General features: G+C 63.9%; 23 protein-coding genes. 9 read left to right on the forward strand and 14 right to left on the reverse strand.

Annotation, left to right across the window (positions count from 1 at the left end; translation table 11 throughout):
• Positions 1-96 precede the first annotated feature (96 nt).
• The 4 genes from OEG81_RS06215 to OEG81_RS06230 are packed head-to-tail and all read right to left on the reverse strand — an operon-like array spanning position 97 to position 4,114.
• On the reverse strand, positions 97-1,068 hold the full coding sequence (locus OEG81_RS06215; RefSeq protein WP_264131839.1) for a tripartite tricarboxylate transporter substrate binding protein: 972 nt from the start codon (positions 1,066-1,068) through the stop codon (positions 97-99).
• Positions 1,069-1,107: 39 nt separating this feature from the next.
• Positions 1,108-2,091, reverse strand: a complete 984-nt coding sequence (locus OEG81_RS06220; protein ID WP_264131840.1) for a quinone oxidoreductase family protein — start codon at positions 2,089-2,091, stop codon at positions 1,108-1,110.
• A 23-nt stretch (positions 2,092-2,114) separates the two neighbouring features.
• Entirely contained in the window at positions 2,115-2,924 is an 810-nt protein-coding gene (locus tag OEG81_RS06225) for an enoyl-CoA hydratase (protein ID WP_264131841.1), read from the reverse strand.
• A complete protein-coding gene (locus OEG81_RS06230; protein WP_264131842.1) occupies positions 2,924-4,114 on the reverse strand; it encodes a CaiB/BaiF CoA transferase family protein in 1,191 nt (396 codons plus the stop codon). Before OEG81_RS06230 ends, OEG81_RS06225 begins: the two co-directional genes overlap by 1 nt.
• A gap of 153 nt (positions 4,115-4,267) precedes the next feature.
• Between OEG81_RS06230 and OEG81_RS06235 the strand changes: the two genes are divergently transcribed.
• Together OEG81_RS06235 and OEG81_RS06240 are read left to right on the forward strand one after the other, a co-directional pair.
• Complete coding sequence (locus OEG81_RS06235) at positions 4,268-4,942, forward strand: GntR family transcriptional regulator (RefSeq protein ID WP_264131843.1); 675 nt, start codon at positions 4,268-4,270, stop codon at positions 4,940-4,942.
• A 121-nt stretch (positions 4,943-5,063) separates the two neighbouring features.
• Positions 5,064-5,999 carry a DMT family transporter gene (locus OEG81_RS06240; protein ID WP_264131845.1) on the forward strand — a complete coding sequence of 312 codons (936 nt, stop codon included), beginning with the start codon at positions 5,064-5,066 and terminating at the stop codon, positions 5,997-5,999.
• 40 nt (positions 6,000-6,039) lie between these two features.
• On the opposite strand, the gene OEG81_RS06245 is transcribed toward OEG81_RS06240, so the two are convergent.
• Positions 6,040-7,389, reverse strand: coding sequence for a patatin-like phospholipase family protein (locus tag OEG81_RS06245; protein ID WP_264131846.1), 1,350 nt, complete (start codon positions 7,387-7,389; stop codon positions 6,040-6,042).
• A complete protein-coding gene (locus tag OEG81_RS06250; protein ID WP_264131847.1) occupies positions 7,386-8,330 on the reverse strand; it encodes a LysR family transcriptional regulator in 945 nt (314 codons plus the stop codon). Before OEG81_RS06250 ends, OEG81_RS06245 begins: the two co-directional genes overlap by 4 nt.
• A 156-nt stretch (positions 8,331-8,486) precedes the next feature.
• On the opposite strand from OEG81_RS06250, the gene OEG81_RS06255 reads away from it, so the two are divergent.
• The gene (locus OEG81_RS06255; RefSeq protein WP_264132503.1) at positions 8,487-9,527 is read left to right on the forward strand and encodes a YeiH family protein; all 1,041 of its coding nucleotides are present in this window, start codon (positions 8,487-8,489) and stop codon (positions 9,525-9,527) included.
• A gap of 46 nt (positions 9,528-9,573) precedes the next feature.
• Here OEG81_RS06255 and OEG81_RS06260 read toward each other — a convergent pair whose 3' ends face one another.
• From OEG81_RS06260 to OEG81_RS06270, 3 genes are all read right to left on the reverse strand, one after another.
• Positions 9,574-9,948 carry a SirB2 family protein gene (locus OEG81_RS06260; RefSeq protein WP_264131848.1) on the reverse strand — a complete coding sequence of 125 codons (375 nt, stop codon included), beginning with the start codon at positions 9,946-9,948 and terminating at the stop codon, positions 9,574-9,576.
• A 70-nt stretch (positions 9,949-10,018) separates the two neighbouring features.
• Positions 10,019-11,827 carry an ABC transporter ATP-binding protein/permease gene (locus tag OEG81_RS06265; protein ID WP_264131849.1) on the reverse strand — a complete coding sequence of 603 codons (1,809 nt, stop codon included), beginning with the start codon at positions 11,825-11,827 and terminating at the stop codon, positions 10,019-10,021.
• 76 nt (positions 11,828-11,903) lie between these two features.
• Positions 11,904-12,770, reverse strand: a complete 867-nt coding sequence (locus tag OEG81_RS06270) for an MBL fold metallo-hydrolase (protein ID WP_264131850.1) — start codon at positions 12,768-12,770, stop codon at positions 11,904-11,906.
• Between the two features lie 133 nt (positions 12,771-12,903).
• On the opposite strand from OEG81_RS06270, the gene OEG81_RS06275 reads away from it, so the two are divergent.
• Together OEG81_RS06275 and OEG81_RS06280 are read left to right on the forward strand one after the other, a co-directional pair.
• Complete coding sequence (locus tag OEG81_RS06275; RefSeq protein WP_264131852.1) at positions 12,904-13,278, forward strand: tautomerase family protein; 375 nt, start codon at positions 12,904-12,906, stop codon at positions 13,276-13,278.
• A 1-nt stretch (position 13,279) separates the two neighbouring features.
• Entirely contained in the window at positions 13,280-13,834 is a 555-nt protein-coding gene (locus tag OEG81_RS06280; RefSeq protein WP_264131853.1) for a DUF924 family protein, read from the forward strand.
• Between the two features lie 36 nt (positions 13,835-13,870).
• Here the strand turns inward: OEG81_RS06280 and OEG81_RS06285 are convergent, their stop codons facing one another.
• Complete coding sequence (locus OEG81_RS06285) at positions 13,871-14,485, reverse strand: RcnB family protein (RefSeq protein ID WP_264131854.1); 615 nt, start codon at positions 14,483-14,485, stop codon at positions 13,871-13,873.
• A gap of 112 nt (positions 14,486-14,597) precedes the next feature.
• A complete protein-coding gene (gene norR / locus OEG81_RS06290; protein ID WP_264131855.1) occupies positions 14,598-16,268 on the reverse strand; it encodes a nitric oxide reductase transcriptional regulator NorR in 1,671 nt (556 codons plus the stop codon).
• Positions 16,269-16,421: 153 nt separating this feature from the next.
• On the opposite strand from norR, the gene OEG81_RS06295 reads away from it, so the two are divergent.
• Together OEG81_RS06295 and OEG81_RS06300 are read left to right on the forward strand one after the other, a co-directional pair.
• A complete protein-coding gene (locus OEG81_RS06295) occupies positions 16,422-16,943 on the forward strand; it encodes a hemerythrin domain-containing protein (RefSeq protein ID WP_264131856.1) in 522 nt (173 codons plus the stop codon).
• On the forward strand, positions 16,936-19,218 hold the full coding sequence (locus OEG81_RS06300; RefSeq protein ID WP_264131857.1) for a nitric-oxide reductase large subunit: 2,283 nt from the start codon (positions 16,936-16,938) through the stop codon (positions 19,216-19,218). The genes OEG81_RS06295 and OEG81_RS06300 overlap by 8 nt, the downstream gene beginning before the upstream one ends.
• Before the next feature lie 50 nt (positions 19,219-19,268).
• Here OEG81_RS06300 and cadR read toward each other — a convergent pair whose 3' ends face one another.
• A complete protein-coding gene (cadR, locus tag OEG81_RS06305; RefSeq protein ID WP_264131858.1) occupies positions 19,269-19,700 on the reverse strand; it encodes a Cd(II)/Pb(II)-responsive transcriptional regulator in 432 nt (143 codons plus the stop codon).
• An 87-nt stretch (positions 19,701-19,787) separates the two neighbouring features.
• On the opposite strand from cadR, the gene OEG81_RS06310 reads away from it, so the two are divergent.
• Entirely contained in the window at positions 19,788-21,749 is a 1,962-nt protein-coding gene (locus OEG81_RS06310; RefSeq protein WP_264131859.1) for a heavy metal translocating P-type ATPase, read from the forward strand.
• A 48-nt stretch (positions 21,750-21,797) separates the two neighbouring features.
• Positions 21,798-23,435 carry a SulP family inorganic anion transporter gene (locus OEG81_RS06315; protein WP_264131860.1) on the forward strand — a complete coding sequence of 546 codons (1,638 nt, stop codon included), beginning with the start codon at positions 21,798-21,800 and terminating at the stop codon, positions 23,433-23,435.
• A gap of 33 nt (positions 23,436-23,468) precedes the next feature.
• On the opposite strand, the gene OEG81_RS06320 is transcribed toward OEG81_RS06315, so the two are convergent.
• A complete protein-coding gene (locus OEG81_RS06320; RefSeq protein WP_264131861.1) occupies positions 23,469-24,047 on the reverse strand; it encodes a disulfide bond formation protein B in 579 nt (192 codons plus the stop codon).
• Positions 24,048-24,050: 3 nt separating this feature from the next.
• Entirely contained in the window at positions 24,051-24,203 is a 153-nt protein-coding gene (locus tag OEG81_RS06325) for a DUF5993 family protein (protein ID WP_264131862.1), read from the reverse strand.
• Positions 24,204-24,243: the final 40 nt, after the last annotated feature.

Here is a 24,243-nt window from a genome sequence, read left to right on the forward strand (position 1 = left end):
TTAACGCTTATTTAGTTGCCTAGGCAAGTACTGTTTGATCACCTTTCATCCGGACCGCGGATTGTGGCCCCGCAGTCCGGGTGGCCGCCGCTGAAATCAATTGACCACGATGTTCGCATCCTTGGCCAGCTTGACCCAGAATTTCTCGTCCTGGTCCAGAAACGTGCCGAAGGCCTCGGGCGAACTCGACAATGACGGCTCGGTGCCTTCGCGCGCCAATACGGATTTGACATTGGCCTGGTTCATGGCGAACACAGCGGCGTCGTAGAGCTTCTTTACGACCGCATCGGGCGTGTTCCGGGGTACGAAGATCCCGTACCAGAACTCCAGGTTGTAATCCGGAAGGCCGGCTTCCTTCATGCCCGGCAGCTTGGGCACCAGGGCCGATTTTTCGCGGGTGCTGACGGCGATGGCGCGCAGTTTTCCGCTGTCCACCTGGGCGAGCACCGAAGGAGCGGTGCCGAAGCTCAGGTCCGTGTCGCCGGCCATGACGGACTGGATGGCGGGAGCACCGCCGCGGTATGGGATGTGCGTCATCTTTGTTCCCGTCAGCAGCGTGAACAGCGCGGCGCCCAAGTGCGGCGCCGAACCGTTGCCCGAGGTGGCATAGTTCAGCACGCCCGGCTTTTCCTTGGCTTCCTTGATGAGATCCGCGACGGATTTGATGCTGGTCTTGGTGCTGACGGCCAGCACGAGGGGCGAAGTCGTGATTTTCGTTACCGCTTTCAAGTCTTTCGCGGTGTAGGACAGCTTGGGGTTCAGGGCGGGGTTGATGGAGATGCTGCTGGGGCTGGCGATCAGCACGGTGTAGCCGTCGGGCGGAGCCTTGACCACATAGTCGGCGGCGATGCTGGATCCCGCGCCGGGCTTGTTCTCGACCACCACCGTCTGCCCCAGGGCCTTGCCGAAGGCTTCGCTCATGGAGCGGGCGACGGTGTCGGCGGCCCCGCCCGGCGCAAATCCGATGACCAGGCGTATGGGGCGGTTTGGGTAGTCGGCCTGCTGCGCGCCGGCCTGGGCGGCCATGGCCCCCAAGCCGCATGCAAGAACGAAATGTATTATTTTCATGCTGTTGTCTCCTCGGTATTTATAGGTTTTGCGTGGTGGTCAGCTTGCGGGCATGCGCAACACGATCTTGCCTGCATGGCGGCCCGCCTCCATGCAGGCCTTGGCCTCGGCCAGGTCGTCGAAGTCGAACTCCTTGTCCACTTGCGGCTTTATCGTGCCGGCGTTTACGTGCGGCAGCACCTCGGCCACGAAGCGGGGAATGGCGGACGCGCGTTGCTCTTTCGTGCGCAGCTTGTTCGATACGCCGAAGATGGCCAGCCGCTTGGCGTGCAGCGCTTGCAGATCCAGGTCGGCGTGCAGCACGCCGTCCACGTAGCCGACGAAGGCCAGCCGCCCCTCGAAGGCCGCGGCGCGGACGTTCTCCGCAAAGACGCTGCCGCCCACCGCATTGACGATGAGGTCGGCGCCGTGCTGTTCGGTGGCTTCCATGACCCGGCCGGCAAAGTCCGCACTGCGGGTATGCAGGCCGACGTCCAGGCCCAAGGGCTGGAGCATCTCGAGTTTTTCGGCTGAGCCCGACGTTCCTATGACCCTGGCTCCCAGGGCTTTGCCCAGCTGCAGCGAGGCCACGCCCACACCCGACGAGACGCCGTTGATCAGCAGCCATTCGCCGGCCTTCAGCCGGCCCTGCACGACCAGCATGTCGAAGGCGACCAGGAAGGTCAGGGGCAGGCAGGCGGCCTCTTCCCACGACAGGCTGTCGGGTTTGGGCATGGCCTCGATGGCCTCCATCAGGCCGTATTCCGAGAAGGCGCCCGGGCAGCGTCCCATGACCTTGTCCCCGACCCGGAAATTGCTGACGTCTTTCCCAACGCCGACGATTTCGCCGGCGCCTTCACCGCCTATCTGCTTCCAGCTTCCGGCCTTGCCGTGCAGGCCGTGGCCCAGCACGAACTCGCCGCGGTTCAGGCCCGCGGCATGCATGCGGACCAGCAGTTGCTGAGGGCCCGGTTCCGGCATCGGACTGTCGCGGCACTCCAGCAAGGTGTCGGTGTCGGTCATTTGCATCCAATAGCTTTTCATTTTTCCTCCGTGAGCGGCGCGGCCTATCGGCCGATGAACACCGGTTTGCGTTTTTGCATGAAAGCGGTTCTTCCCTCTGCGTAGTCCAGGCTGTCGAAGCAGGCGCGGATGAGCGCCGTGCAGCGGTCCTTGTCCACATTGGGGGCGGACTTCAGGATTTCGGCCATGATGGCCTTGCCCGCGGCGATGGTGATCGGCGCGTTGTCGGCCATGGCGCGGGTATATTCGGCAAGCAGGGCCGGCAATCCTTCCACTGCGGCGATCCGTGTGACCAGGCCCAGCGACCTGGCTTCCGCGGCGTCGATCCGGCGGGCCGTGAAGAAGAGATCCTTGGCCGCGCCCGGTCCGATCAGGTCGACCAGGTTTTTCATGGCGGAATAGCGGTAGCCCAGCCCAAGGCGCGCGGCGGGAATGGAGAAGACCGAGTTGTCCGACGCGATGCGGATGTCGCAGGCAATGGCCACATTGACGCCGCCGCCTATGCAATACCCGCTGATGCAGGCGAGCGTGGGCTTGGGGAAGTCCTGGATCGCCGTGAGCGAAGTCTCGGCCATGGCTTCGTAGCGGGTTACGGCCTCGCGCGCGGCGCGCATGTCTTCGAACTGTGAAATATCGGCGCCGGATACGAAGGCCTTGTCTCCCGCTCCGGAAAAAACGACCAGGCGCACCCGGTCGTCGGCCCCGGCGCGCTCGAGCAGAGGCACGACGGCCTCCCACATGTCCACCGAAAGCGCGTTATGCCGCGCGGGGTTGTTGAACTGGATGTGCAAGGTGGTTTCATCCAGCCAGGCCAGGACGCGTTCCGTGGTCGATGAGTATTCGGGGTGCTGCATCAATAGACTCCATGGGATTTCATTCGGGCCAGGTCCTCGTCGCCATAGCCCAGGGTTTTCAGGATTTCCTCGGTGTGTTCGCCACGCCGCGGCGCGGATCGTACGATGGTACTGGGAGTGCGCGTAAGCTGCACGGGCTGGCCCACCATGCGCTGCTTGCCCAGCCGCTCCGACATGACCTCCTTGACGATGTTCAGGTGATGGATCTGCGGGTCGTCGAATACTTCGCGCAGGTCGTTGATCAGGCCGCAGGCGACACCGCCTTCGTTCAGCCTGGCGATCCAGTAGCTTCTGTCCTGCGCGGCCAGGCGCCGGTTGATCTCGGCATTGAGCGAATCACGGTTGACCGAGCGCGAGGGCTTGTCGTGGTAGCGTTCGTCGGTCACCCATTCGGGCGCGCCCAGAATGTCGCAGAAGCGTTCCCAGATCTTGGAGCCGAACACGGCGATGTTCATATAGCCGTCGCGGGCCTTGTAGACGCCGGTGGGGATGCTGGTGGGGTGGTAATTCCCGGCGGGCGTGGCGACCTCGCCGTCGATCAGGTATCGGGAGGTCTGGAAGTCCATCATGTAGACCAGGGATTCCAGCAAGGAGGTATGCAGCCATTGGCCTTTGCCGGACGATTCGCGTTCAAGCAAAGCGACCAGGATGCCTTGCGCGGCGAAAATCCCCGCGCACAGGTCGGCGATGGGAATGCCGACCCGCAAGGGGCCCTGGTCGGGCAGGCCGGTCACCGACATCAGGCCCGAGGTGCCTTGCGCAATCTGGTCGAAGCCCGGGCGATTTGCATAGGGACCGGTCTGCCCGAAGCCTGAGATGCTGGCATAGACCAGACCGGGATGATCCACCGACAGCGTTTCGTAATCGATGCCCAGACGGTACTTGACGTCGGGCCGGAAGTTCTCGACCACCACGTCCGCCGTGCCGATCAGCCGTTTGAGCGTGGCAATGCCTTCGGGCTCCTTCAGGTTGAGCGTGATGGATCGCTTGTTGCGGTGGGTGTATTGGTAGTCGGATCCGTCCTGTCCGCCCAGCGTGTCGTCGCCGCGCATATGCTCGGGCATCTGCACCTGGATGACGTCGGCGCCCCAGTCGGCCAGTTGCCGGCAGGCGGTGGGGCCGGCCCGCACCTGGGTCAGATCGATGACGCGAAAGCGTTTCAACGCCTCGGAAGCGGCTAGATGGACCACGATATCTCCTCCTTGATTGATGAGGCAATTATTTATTTTTCGCTCTTAAGTGTCAACACTTTAATATATTGGTCGACAATATTTCGAGAATTGTTCCCGGTTTCCGGATCCGGCCCCGGTTATCGCCCGGCACTTTTAAGGTAAGATTGCGCCATGGTTTCCACTCCTTCTCCCGCGCGCTCCGCCATACTTTCCCAGACCGTAGCAAGCGAACTCAAGCGTCTCATCTATTCGGGCGAGTTCCAGCCGGGCGAGCGCCTCAACGAAGCGGCGCTGGCCAGCCGAATGGGCACCAGCCGGGGCCCCATCCGCGAAGCCATGAAGGTGCTTGCGGGCCTGGGCCTGGTGACGCCGGTGCCGAACAAAGGCGTGTTCGTCAGGCAGCTTTCCGTGCGCGACATGATCGAGGTCTACGAATTGCGCGCGCTGGTGTTCGCCTATGCGGCCGAGCGTGCCTGCGAGCATTTTTCGCCCCAGCATGCCGTCCAGTTCGAGCACCTGCTGAGCCAGATGGACGAAGCCTGGCGGGCGAACGACGGAACCCGTTATTACGAACTGAACCTGGACTTCCACGAGCTGATTCTCGAACTCTCGGGCAATCGGCGGGCCATGCAGGCCTACGACGACTACGTCAAGGAGCTGCACCTGTTCCGGCGCAAGTACTTCAACGTCGACGCCAACATGCGCCGCTCCAACGCCGAGCACCGGAAAATCTACCAGGCGATCTCTTCGGGCAATCCGGCCAAGGCCTGGGCCGCCGCCCAGCGCCACGTCCTCGATGGCCGCTCCAGGCTGCTTCTGACCATGGAAGCGCCATTGACGGCCTGAAGCCGGGGGCCCTTGCCGAAGCGGCGCTCCGGCCTTTGGCAAACTCGTGCAAAATAGCGTCTTGGACGCCGAGGGCGCCATGCGTTTTCCGCCTTCTCCTTCTCTATCTCATCCTGCCGATATGACCACGTTGCCTGGCGCTTCAACCACCGCAAGAACACAAGAATTCTGGATGGGGTTTCTGCTGGCGGGGCTGGGCGCGGTGCTGTTCTCGGCCAAGGCCATCGTGGTGAAGTTCACCTATCGCTATGGCGTCGACGCCCTGACGGTCATCGGCTTCCGGATGATGCTTGCCTTGCCGTTCTTCGCCGCGATCGGCTGGTTCCAGGCACGCAAGGCGCGCCAGGGCAAGCTTGCCCGGCTGACGTCCAAAGAGCGCCTGCAGATCGTCTTTTTGGGATTCATCGGTTATTACCTGTCCAGTTTTCTGGATTTTTTGGGATTGCAATACATTTCGGCCGGCCTCGAGCGGCTGATCCTGTTCATGTCTCCCACTTTCGTCCTGCTGATCTCGGCTTTCTTCCTGAAGCGCCCCATCGCACGCGGGCAGTGGGTGGCCCTGGGCCTGTCCTACCTGGGAGTGATGTTCGTCTTCCTGCAAGACCTGTCGTTCAGCGGCAGCCATGTCATGCTGGGTTCGGCCTTCGTGCTCGGCTCGGCGCTGTCGTATTCCTTCTACCTGATCGGTTCCGGCGAACTGATCAAGCGTGTCGGCGCGACGCGCCTGGTGGCGTATGCGATGTCGGTGTCGGCGGTGATCAGCATGATCCATTTTTTCGGCGTGCTTGGGCTGGAAGGCCTGAAGCAGCCCTGGCCGGTTTATGAATTGTCGCTGGTGCATGCCTTGGTCAACACCGTTGCGCCAACCTTCATGATCATGTGGTCGGTGGCGCGCATCGGCGCACCCATGACATCGCAATTGGGTTTGCTGGGCCCCGTGTCCGTGCTGTTCCTGGCCGGATGGCTGCTGGACGAGCCCATCACCGTGCTGCAGCTGGTCGGCACGGCCTTTGCCCTGGCCGGGGCCGTCGTCCTGGGCCGCCGGCGTCCGGCCTAGCGCGGCCCGTCCGCCGCCAAGGCAAGCGGCCGTAAGCCGGCTAGCTGGCGCCGCTGGCCTTGCCGGCGGCCTTTTCCATCAATTGTTCGATTTCCTCGCGATGAATGTCATGCGTGACGAAGCCCGACGCGTTTTCGGGCATGGCCAGGCGCTCCGGCTCGGCCAGCGTGCGGCGTATGTCTTCCAGGCCGCAGGCCCAGTGCTCGCGCATGGTCGCCAGCCCGAACTGGAAGTCCTTGTAGTGCCGTTCGTAGGGCCTGTTGCGGTATATGAGATGGATGACGTTGTAGCGCTTGCTGCAAGCCAGGTCCTGCGCCATGCGGCAATAGGGATCGCTTGCGCGGATATCGGCCGGTATGTCCTCCAGCAGGTGCTGCAGTATGTGGCGCAGGTATTGCGTCCAGCGCAATTGCTCTGTGATCAGGCGGGTGCGGCTGGAGTAGCGGATGTCCTTCATCCGGTCCGACACTTCGCTCATGTTGACCGGTACCTGTCCGCGCGCGCTCCATAGATCCACCTGGAATACCAGGGTGTCGCGCAAGGGCCGCGATTCCAGCACCTGCGTGAGCGGCGTATTCGATACCAACCCGCCGTCCCAGTAGTGTTCGCCGTCGATCTCGACGGCGGCGAAGGCCGGCGGCAAGGCGCCCGAGGCCATGAAGTGTTCCGCGCGCAAGGCCATTCTGGTGTTGTCGAAATACACGAAATTGCCGTTGCGCACATTGACCGCGCCCACCGACACCTGCTGCCGGGCGGAATTGATCAGGTCGAAATCGCACAACCGTTCCAACGTCGCCTTGAGCGCGCTGGTGTCATAGTAGCTGGCGGTGTCGGGGCTGCCGGGCATGATGGACGAGGGCGGGGGGAGGCGCGGCTGGAAGAAGCCTTGCTGGCCGTTCATCAGGGCGCTGCCGGCGTGCAGGGCGCCCATGGCCTGGCGCATGGTGTCGTTCATATTGAAGAACGACTGATCGAGGAAGGGCGGGATGCCCGGGCCTCCGTTCGGCTGGCAGATGGTTTCCCAGAATTCGAGCAGGCGCGGCACGCGCATCCCGGGCGGATTTCCAGCGATGATGGCGGTGTTCAAGGCACCGATCGAGATGCCCGAGAGGCAGCTCAGCTCTATGCCCGCTTCATGCAGGCCCTGGAAGACGCCGGCCTGGTAGGCGCCCAGCGCGCCGCCGCCCTGCAATACCAGCGCCACGGTCTCGTAAGGCGGAAGGCCGGGCGTGGTGTTGACCGGAAGGTCGGCGTTTTCCAGCGCGGCCTCTTCGGTGCTGGCCCGCGTCGGAAGGCGGTGGGTATTGGCGGGCTTGCGTGCGGCCCGCGCAGCGAGGGTTCTGCCAGGGCTGCGCCCGGCGCCAGGGAAGAGTTCGAGCTGTCGACTCATGCTTGACCGCCTTTGGTGGGATGCTGCGTGCCGATGCCGTTCACCATACCACTTTCGGGATCGTCGGACAGGCTGGCGACGAAGGCGTCGATCAGGGCGCCTCGGTAGCGGGATTTGTGCAGCACCAGGGACAGCCGCCTGCGCAGGTTCAGGAAAGGAGTATCCAGGATGCGCAGCCGGCCCGTGGCCACCGGATCGCTTGCCGCCGCGCGGGGCAGGCAGGCGATGCCCAGGCCGGCGATCACCGCCTGCTTGATGGCCTCGACCTGGCCCAGTTCCAGCACGATCTTGCCGGCGGGCAGGGCGCTGAGCGCTTGTTCGGCCTGCACCCGCATGGCCGACCCCCGCTCGCGCAGTATCCATTTGGCATCCTTGAAATGCCTGGCCTTCAGCTCGCTCATTTGCGCCAGCGGGTGCGAGGGCGCCGCGCAGATCACCAGGGCGTCGTCGCGCCAGGGCAGGATTTCCAGTTGCGGGTGGTTGACCGGGCCTTCCACGCAGCCGATGTCGATGCGGTGCGCCAACAGGCCGGCGGCGATGGTGTCGGTGTTTTCGACACTGACGTGCAGCGACACGGCGGGATGCCGCTCCACGAAGGGGCCCAGCAAATCGCCCACCAGATAATTGCCTATGGTGTTGCTGGCCCCCACCCGCAATTCCCCGGTCAGGGCCAAAGGCTGCTCGCCGCTCTGGCGCAGCATTTCGTGCAATCTTTCGATGATCTCCTGGGCCATGGGCAAAAGCTCTTTGCCCCGCGGGCTCAGGTGCAGCCGGCCTCGCTCGCGGTCGAACAACTGCGCATTCAGCTGCCGCTCCAGCTCCGACAGCGCCATGCTGACGGCCGGCTGGGTGACGAACAGGCGTTCCGCCGCCGCGCGCACCGTACCCGACGCGGCGATGGCAACAAAGACTTCGATCTGGCGTACACTGATGGGGATCATCAATAAATTTTATACAACAATTAAGGAATAGTGAATTTGCTTATGCGTTTGTCATATTTAAAATAACTTCACGTTATTATCAAATGCGAATTCATCATGGTTGGCCCTCTCCGCGCTTCGGCATCCCTGGCTCCCGCCGCCCACACGGCTTCGGCCATGCAGGCAAGGCCACTGGCCCAAGCGCAAGGGCGCGACGATACGGCCCCTCAGGCTCCATCGCCTCTTTACGGTCTGGTTCTGGCCGTGGTCGTGGGTGTATTCGCCATGATATTGGGGCGCTGGGCGCCCATTATCGGCGGACCGGTTTTCGGCATTGTGCTGGGCATCGCCATACGCAATACCGTGGGGATCGGGCCGGTATTCAGGCCCGGCCTGCAATTCGCCTCCAGGCAGGTGCTGCAATGGTCCATCATCGCCCTGGGCTTCGGGCTGAGCATCCAGCAGGTGGCACAGACCGGCCTGGAGTCCCTATGGGTCACGCTGGTCACCATCGCCGTGGCGTTCGGCACGGCGGCCCTGCTGGGCAAATGGCTGGGCATACCCGCCCGGCTCAAGACCCTGATCGGCGTGGGCACGGCCATCTGCGGTGGCTCGGCCATTGCCGCGGTAACGCCCATCATCAAGCCCGAAGACCATGAAACCGCTTTCGCGATTTCCACTATCTTCATTTTCAATATCGTGGCGGTACTGGCCTTTCCCTTGCTGGGCCACTGGCTGTCCATGTCTGACGCAGGCTTCGGCATGTGGGCGGGTACCGCCATCAACGATACCTCGTCCGTGGTGGCGGCGGGCTACAGCTACAGCACGGCGGCGGGCGACTATGCCACCATCGTCAAGCTGACGCGGGCGACCCTGATCATCCCCATCTGCCTGGCGCTGGCCCTTGTCGTGGCCTGGCGCGAAAAGAAGCAGGGCGCGGCCGGCTTCAGCCTGGCGCGGATCTTTCCCTGGTTCATCTTGTGGTTTCTGGTCGCCTCGGCCTTGCGTTCCACGGGCTTGATTCCGGATCAACTGAACGCAAGCATCCATTTCCTGGCGCAGTTCCTGATCGTCGTGGCCCTGACGGCCATCGGCCTGTCGTCCGATTTGCGCCGCATGGCGGTCGCCGGGCTGCGGCCCATCGCATTGGGCCTGGGGGTGTGGATGGCGGTCGCGCTCAGCAGCCTGGCGGTGCAGCGCATGCTGGGGGCCTGGTAGGCCTCGTTCGTCCTCCGCGGCCGTCCAGCCGCGGGAAGGCGGGCGATCAGGCCAGCCAGGACATGGGGTTGTGCCGGATGGCCACGCCCACGATATAAAAGAAAATTGCGATGGCGATCAGAGCGGCGACACCGCGCGATGCCGGTGTCTTGCCGCGCTTGATGGCGACGGTACCCACGCCGATATACAGGATCAGGGCGACGATCTTGGCCAGTATCCATGGCTGCTCGGGCCCGATCATGGCGGCCAGGATCACGCCACAGACCAGCAGCACCGTATCGATGACGTGCGGCGCGATCTTGACGAATCGGCGTTGCAGCATTCCCGAGCCCGATACCGACCAGTACGCACGGATCATGAAGAAAACGATGCTCAGGCCGGCGGCCGTCATGTGCAGGTGCTTGATAAAAAAGTAATTCATCCTAGTGCTCGTAAGTGTGTGCGCTGGCAGTGTAGCCCAGCGGGCGCGATAGGCGGCCGGCCATATCGTATCAGCTGGCTGGCTTCGGCGTGTCCGCCAGTTCCCAGGCCCCCGTGCCGTCCCCCTTCAGGATCAGCTGGCGTCCGTGATGCGCGTACAAAGTGCTGCGATGGCCCACGCTCAGAAGCACGGTGTCCGGCAATTGCCGGCGCACCAGGCGGTACATGGCGTCTTCCAGGCCTTCGTCCATGGCCGAGGTGGCTTCATCCAGGAATGCGGCGCGGGGCGCGGCCAGCAGCAGCCGTCCGAAAGCCAGCCGCTGCTGTTCGCCCAGCGACAGGATGCGGCCCCAGTCGTCGACCTGGTCCAGGCGCGCGACCAGGTGGCCCAGCTGGATCATGGCAAGAATGTCCTCGACGCGTTCGTCGCGGGTGGAGGTCTGCGCCGGCCGGGGGTAGTACAGGGCGTCGCGCAGGCTGCCCTGGGGCAGATAGGGCTTCTGCGACAGGAACAGGGATTCCCCCTCGGGGCGGACGATGGCGCCCCGGCAATAGGGCCACAAGCCCGCCACGGCGCGCAGCAGCGTGGTCTTGCCCGAGCCCGAAGGCCCGCGTATCAGCAGCGATTCGCCCGGGCCGGCGGTCAGATCCAGGCTGTTCAGCAGGGTCGCCCCGTCCGGCGTCGTCACGGTCAACCCGCGCACGGCGAGTTCCCGCCCTTGTTCGCGCAGGTCCGGTTCGGGCAGGGCGCCGGCGTCCGCGATGGCCTTGGTAAAGCCGCTAAGGCGATTCAGCGTGGCACGATAGGTGGCGAAGCTGTCGTAGGCATTGCGGAAGAACGACAGGTTGTCCTGCAGACGGCCGAAAGCCTGTGCCGTCTGCATCAGGTCGCCCAGGCTGATCTGCTTGGAGAAAAAACGCTGCGCCTGGATGATGAAGGGAAAGACCACCGCCGTCTGGGTAACGGTGAAGTTGAAGCCCAGGAACTTGAGCGTCCTGTAAACGATGGCCCACGCGTTGCCGATGACATTGGCGAAGCGGCCGCGCAGCAGAGCGCCTTCCACCCTCTCGCCGGCATAGAAAGCGATGCTTTCGGAATATTCGCGCAGCCGCACCAGCGCATAGCGGTAGTCCGCATTGAAGCGCTCATTCAGGAAGTTCAGCAGAATCAGCGGCCTGCCGATCCTGATGGCGAACACCGTGGCGATGAGCACATAGGCGAACACCAGGAACACCATGGCGCGCGGCACGTCCAGGCCGAACACGGCCAGCGGGCCGGACAGATTCCACAAGATCAGGGTGAAGGCAAAGGTGGAGACCAGCGCGTTCACGACACCCATCGACAGCGACAGCGACATTTCCACGAAGGTGGCGACATCCTGCTGTATGCGCTGATCGGGGTTGTCGACAGGCGTGTCCAGGTACTGGCTGCGATAGTAGGATTGCCGGTCCAGCCATTGCCCCAGCAGCTTTTCGTTCAGCCAAACGCGCCATCGTATGGTGAATGCCTGCTGCACGTAGAAGTCGATCAGCGAACGGACGATATGAGTGGCGGCCAGTATGGCGAACAGCAGCATGGCCGTCCAGAAGCCCGCTTCATCGAGCTTTTGCAGCGCGCTGTACATGGTGTTGTACCAGGACGAGAACAGGACTTCCAGGCGCACGCCGCACAAGGTCAGGAAGAGGATGAGCGCCAGCGCCGCCAGCGGCCGCCAATTGCGGCGGGGCGAGAAATACTCCGCCGCCAATGCCCAGAATTGCCGGCCCCACACGGTGAATCTGGTCAGGCCCCATATGATGGCCGCGGCCAGCGCCACGGTAATCGCATAGGCCTGGACCAGCCATATGCCGCTGTCCATCAATGCATTGTTCCAGTCCATTCACACTCCCACACGCAGCGAGTCAAAAAGTTACAAAGACCGCATTGTGTGCGAAATGTTCCGGAAGCGCCAATGCTCAGAGCCGGTTCATGGGAATCTTCAGGTAATGCACCCCGTTGTCCTCGGGCGGGGGCGGCTCGCCGCCGCGGATGTTGAACTGGATGGCGGGCAGGATCAGCACAGGCATGTCCAGGGTCTTGTCGCGGGCCGTGCGCATGGCCACGAATTCATCTTCGCCGACGCCGTCATGGACATGAATGTTGTGCCGGCGCTGCTGCGCCACCGTGCTCACGCATTGCCGCGAGCGGGTCTCGGGCGGATAGTCGTGGCAAAGGTATAGCGCCGTGTCCTCCTCCATGCCCAGTATGCGCTGGATGGAGCGGTAGAGCGCATGCGCGTCGCCACCGGGAAAATCGCAGCGCGCCGTGCCCACGTCGGGCATGAACAGGGTGTCGCCGACGAATACGCCCAAACCCTCGATGCGGTAGGCCAGGTCGGCGGGCGTATGGCCCGGCACATGCAGGGCCGTCGCCCGCATCGGGCCGATCTGGAAGGTTTCGCCGTCGCGGAACAGATGGTCGAACTGCCTGCCGTCGGGGATGAAGCCGTCCTTCAGGTTGAAGATGTCCTTGAAGACGGCCTGCACGGTTCTGATGTGCTCGCCGATGGCGATGCGCCCGCCCAGCCTGGCCTTCAGGTGGGCCGCCGCAGACAGGTGGTCGGCATGCGCATGGGTCTCCAGTATCCATTGCACCGCCAGTCCTTCGCGGCGCACGAAATCGATGATTTCGTCGGCTGAATCCGTAGCCGTGCGGCCGGATTTTGGATCGTAATTCAGGACGGCGTCGATGACGGCGCAGGTCCGATCGCCCTCTTGATGAAGCACGTGGGAGTACGTCGAGGTTTGATCGTCGAAAAAAGACTGGACGCGGGGGCGGGGCATGCGGACTCCTGGATTGGGGCGGGCGGATGCGGTGCGCACAATGGATGTTAACAAGGGATGGCGGCTTGCGCTTGTGCGGGGCGCCGTCATGCAGCGATAATCGACGCTTGTCTTCCCACCTTCAAGAGGCCATATGCCCTACGTCACCATATCGATCACACCGGGATTCTCGGCGGCTCAAAAGAAGCAGCTCATGCAGCGGACCAGCGACGCCGTGGTGCAAAGCATAGGCGCGCCCGTGGCCAGCATCCGGATCCTGCTGCACGAATTGCAGGAGGGCTGCTATCTGAATGCGGGCCAGTTCGATACGCAGGGGCTGATGTTCCTGGTGGAGTTCATCGCGGGGCGTACCGTCGAGCAAAAGGCGGCGCTGATCGCGGCGCTCAGCCGCGCGGGGTCCGAGACCACGGGCATCCCTGAAAGCGAGGTGCGCGCACGACTCATCGATTTTCCCAAGCACGACATGGGAATGGCGGGCGGCGTCAGCGCCGCGGCGCAGGGGCGCTAGCATGGCGGAACGGGCGGTTTATGGCGAAGCCGATGCCCTGATCGACTTCTGGAACCAGGCCGGACCCGCCGCCTGGTTCACCAAGAATCCCGATTTCGATGCGGCTCTTCGCCGGCGGTTCAGCGATGCGCATTTCGCGGCGGCGCGGCGCGATCTCGATCATTGGCTGGACGACGCGGCGGCCGGCCTGGCCCTCGTGCTCTTGCTCGATCAATTCCCGCGCAATGCCTTTCGCGGCACGGCGCACATGTATGCCACCGATGGCCTGGCCCGCCATTGCGCGCGGCGGGCGATCGCGGCCGGGCATCTGGAACAGGCCGGCGAACCCCTGGCGCTTTTCCTTTGCGTGCCTTTCATTCATTCCGAAGACATCGAAGACCAGCGCTACGGGCTCGAGCTGTATCGCCGGCACAGCCCATCGAATATCCGCTTTGCGCAAGAGCATCACGACATCATCGCCCGGTTCGGACGCTTTCCGCATCGCAATCCGGAGTTGGGGCGCATCAGCACCCCTGAAGAACTCCGTTTTCTGTCCGAGGGCGGCTTCGCGGGCTAGGAGCATGCTGGCGCACTCGCGCAAGCCGCCGGCTTCCTACATGCTGGCCAGGTCGGCCACGGCATCGACGACCAGGCCCGTGCCGACGGCGATCATCAGGATATCGCTGGCGACCCGTACATAGCGATAGCCGGAAGGCGGCAAGCCGATGCGGGCCACGACGCCGGGGGGAAGGTCGTAGAAGACAATGTCGCGGTCCAGCGGATAGCCTATTTGCCATTTCTTGGCCTGCCCCGGCGGCATGCAGCCGTTGTGCTTCTTGGCCAGTCCCGGCGGGCATCGGCCGGCGCGGAACTCGTTGCCGTAGTATTCACGCAAATAGCTTCGTTGCTGGTCATTGAAGTGGATGTCGATCGAGATCGAGCCACCGCGATCGCCATGGTATGCATGATCGTGGCGTGTCCCGGCATCCCGGCGGTCCGCCTGGCCCGGGCGATCCGCCCTGTCGGGCGCTTTGCCGGACGGGCGCTCCGTCTTCCTTTCAGCCTGGCTTTGTTTGCCATGGGTGTTGCCGTTGCCTTTGCCCTGGCTCTGGCCTTTGCCCTGGCCGCCGCCGGGCCCGGCATGGGCGGGCTTGTCCGCCAGCGCGGGCTGGATGGATAACAGGGCGACGACGATCGCCGCGACAAGATGCCGTTTTTGCAGTGCCATGATTCGTCCTTTATTGCGCTTCCCGAGCATTGCGGGCGCCGCCAAGGAGTGTAGGAAGTTTCCTCAAGACCGACCACTGAAAATAGTTTAGGGAAGGTATCCGTTGTTACATTTATGCGGACGGCTTCAGGCCCAGCTTCCTGGCAAGCTTGTGCAGATTGCTGGGATCTATCCGCAAGGTCCGCGCGGCTTGGGTCCAGTTGTAACGGGCGGCTTGCAGCGCCTCTTGCACCGCGCGCCGCTGGCATTCGTCCAGCGCTTCGCGCAGGGGCAGCAGCCTGGCCGGGGCGCTGGGCGCCGAAGAGGGACCTGGCGTCGCCGATGCTGCGCCCGATCCGTAGAAGGGCTCGACGGCATAGAGATCGTCATCCGCGTCCCGCCCGCCGGCGGCTTCCGCGGCCGCTTCGGCGGAGGCATCCGGAGGGAGCCGCGCGGCGTGCATCTCTTCCAGCGGCTGGGCGCCGGGCCCGGCGATGTCCACGTCCAGGACATCGGGGCTCAAGGTCAGGATCTGGTCGCGCGCGGCGCCCCGGCTGAGCGCCTTGATCGCCGCCCGGCTGATGACGTGTTCCAGCTCCCGCACGTTGCCAGGCCAGCCATAGCTCATCAGGGCGCGCTCGGCGGCGTATGACAGGCGCAGGCCGCGCAGCCCCAGGCGGGCGCGGCTGAGTTCAAGGAAGTGGCCGGCCAGCAGCAGGACGTCGCGGCCGCGTTCGCGCAGCGGCGGAATGGGCACCGGATACACCGACAGGCGGTGGTAAAGGTCGGCGCGAAAAGTGCCGGCCAGGGTGTTTTCCTTGAGCTGCCGGTTGGTGGCGGCGATGATGCGGACATCGGTCTTGATGACGGCGTCGGTCCCCAGGCGCTGGATTTCCCCGTTTTGCAGGGCGCGCAGCAGCTTGGCCTGGACCGACAGGGGCAGCTCGCCCACTTCGTCCAGGAACAGGGTGCCGCCTTGGGCTGCTTCGAAGCGCCCCGCGCGGTCGCTGCTTGCGCCGGAGAAGGCGCCCTTGACGTGGCCGAACAGCTCGCTTTCGGCCAGCGACTCGGGCAGGGCCGCGCAATTGACCTGCACCATGGGTTTGCCGCTGCGTCGCGAATGGCGATGCAGCCGCCGCGCGAAGAGTTCTTTGCCGACGCCGGTTTCTCCCAGCAGCAGGACGGGCAGATCGGAATCGGCCACCACATTCAATTCATGCAGCAGCTGGGAAATGGCGGCGCTTTCGCCCAGGATCTCGTTCTCGTCGACGATCTGCATGGAGCCGCCCGCCGTGCTGCCCAGCTGGCGCAGATTGCGGTTTTCTTTTTCCAGGGCGGTGATGCGTATGGCCGCTTCCAGCATCAGGCCGTAGCGCTGCAGCTCGGCTTGGCCCGCCGCGTCGAAGGTTCCGGTGGCCAGGGCATCCAGCGTCAGGGCGCCCCACAGGCGTCCTTCTATGTACAGGCTCATGCCCAGGCAGTCGTGCACGGGCAGCGGCAGGCCTTTCTTGTCGTCCAGCAGACCGTCATAGGGGTCGGCCAGCACGCTGTCGGGCTCGAACCAGGTCGGCTCGCGCCGCGACAGGATGGTGGCAAAGCGCGGGTGCTGGGCGACCACGAAGCGCCGGCCCATGGCTTCGTGGGCCAGTCCCGCCGCCGCCACCAGCCGCAGGCTGTCGCCGTCCAGGCGCAGCAGGCCGACCGCATCGCACTCGAAGCGTTCCCGCAGCGTATGCACCGCGCGCTGCAGCCGCACGGCATCGGGCAAGTCGGTGATCAAGTCGGCAAGAATAAGCTGATCCATGGGGCGATTATACCCAATAAGGGTTTTTAACACCCTATCGAATAGGGTTTTTATTACCTCTTTGCGGAATAAGCCTTGATAAACAAGAAGTAAAAAATTGGCATCGATATTGCTTTAGCCAGTGCGAAGTCAATTGCACAAGGATGAAGCAGTATGGACACTACACAAGCCACCCCGGGGACGGACGCCGACTGGCGACAGAGGCCCGTCGGCGAACTGGTGGACTACATCGTGGCGAATTTCCATGAACGCCACAGAGAGCAACTGCCCGAGCTGATCCGGCTTTCGCGCCGGGTGGAGCACGCGCATGCCGACAGACCCGACTGCCCGGCGGGGCTGGCCGACGCCCTGGAGAACCTTCAGCAGGAGCTGGAAAGCCACATGATGAAGGAGGAGCAGGTGCTCTTTCCCATGCTGCGGCGGGGGATGAACGGACCGGCCCGCGCCCCGGTGTCGGTGATGCGCTACGAACACGGGCAGCATTTAGATTCGCTGGGTTTGATTAATCTCATGACGCGCAACCTGACACTGCCGGAAAATGCCTGCGGCACCTGGCGCAGCCTGTATGGCGCCCTGGGTGAATTCAAGAATGACCTTACACGGCACATCCATCTCGAGAACGATGTGCTGTTTCTAAATGCCTCGAGTGCAGCGGAAGGAGCTCATCATGGGTGAGTACAAGAAGTTATGGTGGTTGTTATTGGCCGTCCTGGCCTTGACATTCGGTATCCTGGGATGGAGCGGCGTCGAAGTCTATCGGCAAGTGCCGCCCATCCCTGAAAAAGTCGTCACCGTGTCGGGCGCGACGCTGATGACCAAGCAAGACATTCTCAATGGCCAGACCGCCTGGCAAAGCACGGGCGGCATGCAAGTGGGTTCCATCTGGGGCCACGGCGCCTATCAGGCGCCCGACTGGAGCTCCGACTGGCTGCACCGCGAGTTGACCGCCTGGCTGGATCTGGCTGCGCAGGAGACGGCCGGTGTGCCATTCGCGCAGCTGGATGCCGATCGGCAGATCGTTCTGAAGAACCAGCTCAAAACGGAATATCGCCGCAATACGCTGGACGCGGACACCGGCGTGGTCACCGTGTCCGAGCGGCGCGCGCAAGCCATGGCGCAAACCGCCGAGTACTACAAGAAGCTCTACGGCGCCGACCCCGAGCTGCGCACAACGCGTTCCAACTTCGCCATGAAGGAAGATACGCTGCCCAGCGCGCAGCGCCGCCAGGACCTGACCAATTTCTATTTCTGGACGGCCTGGGCGGCCTCGACGGAGCGGCCCAACAGCCATGTGACCTACACCAACAACTGGCCGCATGAGCCGCTGGTGGACAACAAGCCCTCGACGGCCAATGTCATGTGGTCCATCGCCAGCGTGATCTTCCTGATCGCCGGCATTGCCTTCCTGGTATGGGGCTGGGCCTTCCTGCATCGCGAAGAGCCCGAGCCCGCGGCGCCCAAGTCCGACCCGCTGACGCTGGGCGCCTTGACGCCTTCGCAAAGGGCGCTGGGCAAGTACCTGTTCCTGGTGGTGGCCCTGTTCGTCGCCCAGGTCCTGCTGGGCGGCTTTACCGCGCATTACACGGTCGAAGGGCAGACCTTCTACGGCATCGACGTGTCGCAGTGGTTCCCGTATTCGCTGACACGCACCTGGCACTTGCAGACGGCCCTGTTCTGGATTGCCACGGGCTTCCTGGCGGCCGGCCTTTTCCTGGCGCCCGTCATCAATGGCGGCAAGGATCCCAAATACCAGAAACTGGGCGTGGACGTCCTGTTCTGGGCGCTGGTCGTGCTGGTGGTCGGTTCCTACATCGGCAACTTCCTGGCCATCAAGCACATCATGCCCGAGCACCTGAACTTCTGGCTGGGCCATCAGGGCTACGAATACCTCGAGCTTGGCCGGGTATGGCAGATCGTGAAGTTCCTGGGCCTGGCCTTCTGGCTGCTGTTGATGCTGCGCGGCATGCTGCCCGCCTTCAAGAAGGGCGGCGACAAGAACCTGCTGGCCTTGCTGGCGGCCTCGACCATCGCCATCGGCCTGTTCTACGGCACCGGCCTGTTCTACGGCGAACGGACTCACATCACCATCATGGAGTACTGGCGCTGGTGGGTGGTCCACCTTTGGGTGGAAGGCTTCTTCGAGGTGTTCGCGACCACCGCCCTGGCTTTCATCTTCTCCACCATGGGCCTGGTATCCAGGCGCGGCGCGACGGCGGCCAGCCTGGCTTCGGCGTCGCTGTTCATGCTGGGCGGCGTGCCCGGCACCCTGCATCACATGTATTTTTCGGGAACCACCACGCCGGTCATGGCCATCGGCGCAAGCTTCAGCGCGCTGGAAGTCGTGCCCCTGATCGTGCTGGGCTACGAGGCCTGGGAAAACTGGCGCCTGAAAGAGCGGGCAGCCTGGATGCAGGCCGTGAAGTGGCCGCTGATGTGCTTCGTGGCCGTGGCCTTCTGGAACATGCTGGGCGCGGGCGTCTTCGGCTTCATGGTGAACCCGCCCATCTCGCTGTACTACATCCAGGGCTTGAACACCACCCCGGTGCATGCCCATGCGGCCCTGTTCGGCGTATACGGATTCCTGGCCATCGGCTTCACCCTGCTGGTCCTGCGCTACGTCGTTCCGGGCTTCTCCTTCAACGACAAGGTCATGCGCACCGGCTTCTGGGGCCTTAACGCCGGCCTGGTGCTGATGATCGCCACCAGCCTGCTGCCCATCGGCATCATGCAGTTCCATGCCAGCGTGACGGAAGGCATGTGGTATGCGCGCAGCGAGGAATTCATGCAGCAACCCCTGTTGCAGACCCTGCGCTGGGTGCGCACTTTCGGCGACATCGTGTTCATCGTGGGCGCGCTGGCCATCTTCTGGCAGGTTGTGCTGGGCCTGACGCAATCCAGGAAGCAGGCGGCCGAGTGGGTGGACTACCCGGCGGCGGCTCCGGCTGAATAAAGGCTGGTATCCGCGGCAGCGGCAAAGCGCAGCGCAAGCTGCGCTTTTTTTTACCCCAGATGCGAGCCGGGCGGGCGTTTTTCCAGGGTGGGCATCGATGCCAGGCCATGGATGATGCCGCAATGCTCGATGGATTGCGCGCTGGCGCATTGCCGGCGCAAGGCCTTCAGTTGGCCGCGCAGGCGCTGCAGTTCCGCGATCCGCAGGTCCACGTGGCCGATATGCTCGTCCAGCAACTCGTTGACCGGCTCGCAATCGCCCTGTGGCCGATCGACGAAGGCCAGGAGGCTGCGGATTTCGTCATGGGTCATGTCCAGCGTCCGGCAATTGCGTATGAAGCGCAAGCGTTCGACGTGGTCTTTGCCGTAGTGCCGGTAATTGCCATTGCTGCGCTGCGGCTCGGGCAGCAGCCCCTCCTTTTCGTAGTAGCGTATGGTTTCGGTGCCGCAGTTGGCTGCTTTGGCCAGTTCGCCTATTCGCATTTCGGGATTTCCTGAATAAAGGTTGACCTTATAGTTACTTTAAGGTGTTTACTGTCCGCATGCAATAAGCAAGACTAAGGAAACACCATGCCATCACATCATCACTCCGACGGGCCGGCTGGCGGCGATTTGTCCTTTTCCTGCTGCTCGGATCACGGCCATGGCGATCAGGGCGCCCAGGCGCGCGCATCGGGGGGCTCCAGGATGCCTTCCTGGCTGCCGCTGGCCGCCGGCGGCGCGGCGGCGTTGTCCGCCGAAGGCCTGGGATGGTTCAACGGGCCAGAATGGGCCGCCATGGCCTTGGCCCTGGTGGCCATTCTGCTGAGCGGACTGGACACCTATCGAAGCGGGATCGCCTCCATCGCGAAAGGCGATCTCAACATCAACGCGCTGATGAGCATTGCCGTGACCGGCGCGGTGGTGCTGGGGCATTGGCCGGAGGCCGCCATGGTCATGGTGCTGTTCGCCATTGCCGAACACATCGAGGCGCGTTCGCTGGAGCATGCGCGGCATGCCGTCGACCGGCTCATGCAGGTCGCCCCGGCGACGGTATGGGCCAGGGACGCGGAAGGAAGCTGGGCCGGCAAGGCGGCTTCGGACGTGATTCCGGGCGACCTGCTGCGTGTCCGCCCCGGCGAGCGCATCGGCCTGGACGGCCTGGTCGAGCGGGGCAGTTCCGCCGTGAACCAGGCGCCGATCACCGGCGAGAGCATGCCCGTGAAGAAGTCGCCGGGCGACACCTTGTATGCGGGCAGCGTGAACGGCATGGCTGAACTCGAATACCGCGCGACGGCGCGCTTCGACCAGACCATGCTGGCCCGCATCATCCATGCCGTGCGGCAGGCGCAGGGCAGCAAGGCGCCCATTCAGCGCTTCGTCGACCGCTTCGCGCGCATCTATACGCCCATCGTCTGCCTGATCGCCTTGCTCATTGCCGTCGTTCCGCCCCTGCTCACGCAGGGAACGTGGTCCGAGTGGGGCTACAGGGCGCTGGTGCTGCTGGTCATCGCATGCCCATGCGCGCTGGTGATCTCCACGCCCGTGGCCATCGTCAGCGGCCTGGCGGCCGCCGCGCGCCACGGCATCCTGGTCAAGGGCGGCGTCTATCTGGAGCAGGGGCGCAAGCTGGCCTGGCTGGCATTGGATAAAACCGGAACCCTGACCCACGGCCAACCCAGGCTGGTCGATACCGTGGTCCTCGCCGCACGCCTGGATGCGCCGCGGGCCCATCAACTGGCCGCCAGCCTGGCCAGCCGGTCGGATCATCCCGCGTCTCAGGCGCTGGCCAAAAGCTGGCGCGGCGATCTTCTGCCGGTCGATGGCTTTCGCGCCGTGCCGGGTTCGGGCGTGCATGCGACGGTCGACGGGGTGGATTATTTTCTGGGCAGCTACCGGTCCGCCGCCGACGGTAAGCCGGGCGATGCCGATGCGGTGGCGCGCGTGGAATCGCTGCAGCAACAGGGCCATACCGTGGTGGCGCTTGCAGACGCGAAAAAAGTACTGGCCGTGTTCGCGGTCTCCGACTCCTTGAAGCCATCCAGCCGCGAAGCGATACAGGAACTGCACGAACTGGGCGTTCGCACCGCCATGCTCTCCGGCGACAGCACGCAGGCCGCCCGGCACATCGCCCGCGCGGCGGGAATCGATGCCGTGCATGCGGAGCTTCTGCCCGAGGGCAAGCAGGAACTCGTCCGGCAGTATGCGCGCCGCGGCGCGATGGGCATGGCGGGCGACGGCATCAACGATGCTCCTGCCCTCGCACAGGCCGACATCGGCTTCGCCATGGGCGCGATGGGAACCGACACGGCCATTGAAACCGCCGACGTGGCGCTCATGGACGACGACCTGCGCAAGATTCCGCGCTTCATACGCCTGTCGCGGGCCACGCATGGCGTGCTGGTCCAGAACATCTGCCTTGCCCTGGGCATCAAGCTGGCGTTTCTGGGCCTGACCGTGGCGGGGCTGGGAACCATGTGGATGGCGGTGTTCGCCGACGTGGGCGCCAGCCTGCTCGTCGTGGCCAACAGCCTGCGCCTGTTGCGCCGCTAGCAGGTCGTATAATCAGCGGCTCATTCATCGGGTTTGAGTAGGGTCAGAATGCTTGCTCTCGTCGAGGCGAAACGCGCCGGCCTGCTAGGGCGCCAACATTGGCTATCCAACATCGTTGCCGGCCTGATCGTGGGCGTTGTCGCCTTGCCCCTGGCCATGGCTTTCGCCATCGCCTCAGGCGTCAAGCCCGAGCAGGGCCTGTACACCGCCATCGTGGCCGGCATCGCCGTGTCGCTGCTGGGCGGAAGCCGGGTGCAGATCGCCGGACCCACAGGCGCCTTCATCGTCATCCTGGCGGGCATCGTCGCCCAGCACGGTGTCGACGGCTTGCAGATCGCCACCCTGATGGCCGGCGTCATCCTGCTGTTGTTCGGCGTGGCGCGCATGGGCGCGGTCATCCGTTTCATCCCCGCGCCCGTCATCATCGGATTCACCGCGGGCATAGGCGTCATCATCTGGGTGGGGCAGTGGAAAGACTTCTTCGGCTTGCCGGCGGTCACGGGCGACCATTTCCACCAGAAGCTCTGGTCGCTGCTTCAGGTCCTGCCCCAGTTCGACCCGACCACCACGGCGCTGGCGGTCCTTTCGCTGCTGCTGGTCATATTCACTCCACGCATCCCGCGCATGAGCCGCGTGCCGGGTCCGCTGGCCGCCCTGATCGTCGTCACCGGCATACAGGCCGTCTTCAATTTCGACAGCGTGGCGACCATAGGCAGCACCTTCGGCGAGATCCCGCGCGGCCTGCCTACCCTGACCTGGCCCGAAATCACCCTGACCCGCTGCGTCGAGCTTATCGGCCCGGCCTTCGCCATCGCCATGCTGGGCGCCATCGAATCCCTGCTGTCCGCGGTCGTGGCCGACGGCATGGCGGGCACCCGCCATAACTCCAATCAGGAATTGGTGGGGCAGGGCGTGGCCAATATCCTGGCGCCGCTTTTTGGCGGCATCGCGGCCACCGGCGCCATCGCGCGCACCGCCACCAATATCCGCAACGGCGGCAACAGCCCGATCGCCGGGGTGGTGCATGCCCTGTTCCTGGTTCTCGTGCTGCTTTTTCTGGCGCCCCTGGCGGCCAGCATTCCGTTGGCCACCCTGGCCGCGATCCTGTTCATGGTGGCCTGGAACATGAGCGAAATCCGCCACGTGGTGAAGATGGTCCGGCGGGCGCCGCGCGCCGATGTGATCATCCTTCTGGTCACGTTCAGCCTGACGGTGTTTGCCGACCTGGTCGTTGCCGTGAACATCGGCGTGGTGCTGGCCATGCTGCACTTCCTGCGCCGCATGGCCGAAAGCGTGGTGGTGCGCCGGCAGGATCCGGACGGGCTGCAAAAAGAGCTTGGTCGCGACGGCCAGGACGCGCTGCCCTCCGACGTGCTGGTTTATGCCATAGAAGGCCCGTTCTTCTTTGCCGCGGTCGATGCCTTCCAGCGTGTGCTGGGCGATACGCGCGCCGATCCCAGGGCGCTCGTCATTCGCCTGGTGCATGTGCCCTTCATCGATGCAACCGGCTTGCAGGTGCTGGAACAGGCCGTGCTCGACCTTCAGGCGCGCGGCGTCAGGGTGATCCTGGCCGAGGCGAATGCGAGGGTGCACGGCAAGCTGCGCAAAATGGGCTTGATCGAAAAGCTGGGTCCCGGAGGGCTGGCGCAAACCCTGCCCGAGGCGCTTGCCGCCGCGGATGCTTGAAGGGGCATACGGCCGGCGCCGCCTGCCCTCAGTTTACGAACCGAGCGACAGCCACAGGTAGGCGACAGGGTCGTCCGCGCAGGGGCCGAAGCCGCATTCCAGCAGTGTCGAGACCATATTGGCCAGCACCAGCAGGAAAAACAGCCACATGACCGCGCCGGCCGTGCGGCTGCAGCGGCGCGGATTGGCGTGATCGGCGCTGCGCCGGTCCAGCATCAGCATGAAGCCGCAATACACCAGGAAAGCCACGAAGAGCAGCAGCGCCCAGGTATAGAAATGCAGGCCCAGGAAAGGCGAGCCGTAGCCGGCGTCCCCGGGTGCGATATGCAGCAGGACCTGGCGGCCCGAAGCGAATGCGCCGGCCAGGGCCGAAATGATGACCATGCCGTAGTGCAAAGGCGATGGCCCGAAGCGTATGTTCAGCAGCAGGCCGACCCCGACCATTACGAAGGCCAGGCGCTGCAGCAGGCACAAGGGGCAAGGCAGCTCGTTGAACGCAATCTGCCAGACGAAGGCCATGAGCAGGACGGCGCAGACTCCGGCCAGCGCCAATGTATTGATTGCGCGCGAGTAGCGGAAGGCGTCGTTGTCGTAGAAATAGTTGCTTGCCATGGTCTAAAGCGAAAAGCCCAGCGGATCGGTCATGTGAACCTGGCACCAGGCCGCGAAAATAAGCAAAGTAATGAACCACAGCGAAAGGCACATGCGGCGCTGCCCGCGTATGCCGAACCAGACTGTCAGCATGCCGGTGAGAAATGGCAGCATCATGATCATGAGAATACGTCCCGGTACCAGTGTTTACACTTGT

Origin of the sequence: Pollutimonas sp. M17 (genome assembly GCF_025836975.1) — a bacterium.
Classification (GTDB): Bacteria; Pseudomonadota; Gammaproteobacteria; order Burkholderiales; family Burkholderiaceae_B.

Bases quoted from the DNA above. Each gene is read 5' to 3' on its own strand.
- OEG81_RS06315 (WP_264131860.1), top strand. From the start codon at position 21,798: ATGCTTGCTCTCGTCGAGGCGAAACGCGCCGGCCTGCTAGGGCGCCAA.
- norR (WP_264131855.1), bottom strand. From the start codon at position 16,268: ATGGATCAGCTTATTCTTGCCGACTTGATCACCGACTTGCCCGATGCC.
- OEG81_RS06325 (WP_264131862.1), bottom strand. From the start codon at position 24,203: ATGATGCTGCCATTTCTCACCGGCATGCTGACAGTCTGGTTCGGCATA.
- OEG81_RS06295 (WP_264131856.1), top strand. From the start codon at position 16,422: ATGGACACTACACAAGCCACCCCGGGGACGGACGCCGACTGGCGACAG.
- OEG81_RS06250 (WP_264131847.1), bottom strand. From the start codon at position 8,330: ATGATCCCCATCAGTGTACGCCAGATCGAAGTCTTTGTTGCCATCGCC.
- OEG81_RS06235 (WP_264131843.1), top strand. From the start codon at position 4,268: ATGGTTTCCACTCCTTCTCCCGCGCGCTCCGCCATACTTTCCCAGACC.
- OEG81_RS06255 (WP_264132503.1), top strand. From the start codon at position 8,487: ATGCAGGCAAGGCCACTGGCCCAAGCGCAAGGGCGCGACGATACGGCC.
- OEG81_RS06300 (WP_264131857.1), top strand. From the start codon at position 16,936: ATGGGTGAGTACAAGAAGTTATGGTGGTTGTTATTGGCCGTCCTGGCC.
- OEG81_RS06245 (WP_264131846.1), bottom strand. From the start codon at position 7,389: ATGAGTCGACAGCTCGAACTCTTCCCTGGCGCCGGGCGCAGCCCTGGC.
- OEG81_RS06240 (WP_264131845.1), top strand. From the start codon at position 5,064: ATGACCACGTTGCCTGGCGCTTCAACCACCGCAAGAACACAAGAATTC.
- OEG81_RS06285 (WP_264131854.1), bottom strand. From the start codon at position 14,485: ATGGCACTGCAAAAACGGCATCTTGTCGCGGCGATCGTCGTCGCCCTG.
- cadR (WP_264131858.1), bottom strand. From the start codon at position 19,700: ATGCGAATAGGCGAACTGGCCAAAGCAGCCAACTGCGGCACCGAAACC.
- OEG81_RS06260 (WP_264131848.1), bottom strand. From the start codon at position 9,948: ATGAATTACTTTTTTATCAAGCACCTGCACATGACGGCCGCCGGCCTG.
- OEG81_RS06225 (WP_264131841.1), bottom strand. From the start codon at position 2,924: ATGCAGCACCCCGAATACTCATCGACCACGGAACGCGTCCTGGCCTGG.
- OEG81_RS06280 (WP_264131853.1), top strand. From the start codon at position 13,280: ATGGCGGAACGGGCGGTTTATGGCGAAGCCGATGCCCTGATCGACTTC.
- OEG81_RS06275 (WP_264131852.1), top strand. From the start codon at position 12,904: ATGCCCTACGTCACCATATCGATCACACCGGGATTCTCGGCGGCTCAA.
- OEG81_RS06320 (WP_264131861.1), bottom strand. From the start codon at position 24,047: ATGGCAAGCAACTATTTCTACGACAACGACGCCTTCCGCTACTCGCGC.
- OEG81_RS06215 (WP_264131839.1), bottom strand. From the start codon at position 1,068: ATGAAAATAATACATTTCGTTCTTGCATGCGGCTTGGGGGCCATGGCC.
- OEG81_RS06310 (WP_264131859.1), top strand. From the start codon at position 19,788: ATGCCATCACATCATCACTCCGACGGGCCGGCTGGCGGCGATTTGTCC.
- OEG81_RS06220 (WP_264131840.1), bottom strand. From the start codon at position 2,091: ATGAAAAGCTATTGGATGCAAATGACCGACACCGACACCTTGCTGGAG.
- OEG81_RS06270 (WP_264131850.1), bottom strand. From the start codon at position 12,770: ATGCCCCGCCCCCGCGTCCAGTCTTTTTTCGACGATCAAACCTCGACG.
- OEG81_RS06265 (WP_264131849.1), bottom strand. From the start codon at position 11,827: ATGGACTGGAACAATGCATTGATGGACAGCGGCATATGGCTGGTCCAG.